The 832-nt window shown below is 64.9% G+C and carries 2 protein-coding genes; both read right to left on the bottom strand.

Annotated features, from left to right (window positions below; all coding sequences use genetic code 11):
• Positions 1–479: TolC family protein (locus GE543_RS27585; protein ID WP_256664811.1), on the bottom strand; the 479-nt coding region annotated here is incomplete at its 3' end.
• Positions 476–832 (bottom strand): HlyD family efflux transporter periplasmic adaptor subunit (locus GE543_RS27005; RefSeq protein WP_153222766.1); only part of this gene is annotated, 357 nt, incomplete at its 5' end. The genes GE543_RS27585 and GE543_RS27005, both read right to left, overlap by 4 nt.

The following is an 832-nucleotide window of genomic DNA, read 5'->3' as shown; positions in this document are numbered from 1 at the left end:
GCCTGCGCCGCTTCGATGCCACGCTGCAAGGTGCCGAACAGATCGAACTGGTACGAAGTGGTCAGACCCACGTCGCCGACATTGGCCACCGGCACCTTGTCGGTCAGCAGAAACGCCTCGCCCGACTCCTGCACGCGCTGCGCGCCGATCTTCGCGCCGTTGGTAAAGCCGCCGGCCGCCTCGGCTTCCGAGGTCTGATAGCGGGCACGCTGCAGGTTGGCGGCAGCGATGCGCAGGTCGGTATTGGAAGCGATGGCCTGGCGCACCAGCTCATCCAGACGCGCATCCTGGTACAGGCGCCACCAGTGCGCAGGCACCGGGGCCGAAACCGTGTTGACCGAGCGACCAGCCAGTTCACCCTGCAAGTCAGGGCGATTGATCGCGCCGTCTTTGGGCAACTGGTAATCCGGGCCGACCATCTGGCAGGCCGACAGCACGGCGGTAAAGCCGAGCGCGACCACGCGTAAAGCACATTTCATCGGCTGCGCTCCTGCGTGTCGTCGATAATCGACACCGTCGCGGTACGCCCGGCAATCATGCGGAAATCGGCGGGCACGTCATCGAAGGCGATCCGCACCGGAATCCGCTGCGCAAGACGCACCCAACTGAAGGCCGGGTTGACGTTGGGCAGCAGGTTCGAGCCGCTGCTGCGGTCGCGGTCTTCGATACCGGCAACGATGCTCACCACATGGCCGGTCAGCCGCGCGTTGTCACCGATGACGCGGATGTCGACGCCCTGGCCGACATGGATGCCATCGAGCTTGGTTTCCTCGAAATAGCCGTCGATGTGGAACGACGTCGAATCGACCACCGAAAGCACCGGACGCCCGGC

Origin of the sequence: Pseudomonas sp. SZ57 (genome assembly GCF_009495975.1) — a bacterium.
GTDB classification, from domain to species: domain Bacteria; phylum Pseudomonadota; class Gammaproteobacteria; order Pseudomonadales; family Pseudomonadaceae; genus Aquipseudomonas; species Aquipseudomonas syringae.
The sequence above is the reverse complement of the archived record's forward strand: the minus strand, read 5'-3'. Positions and strand labels throughout refer to the sequence as shown.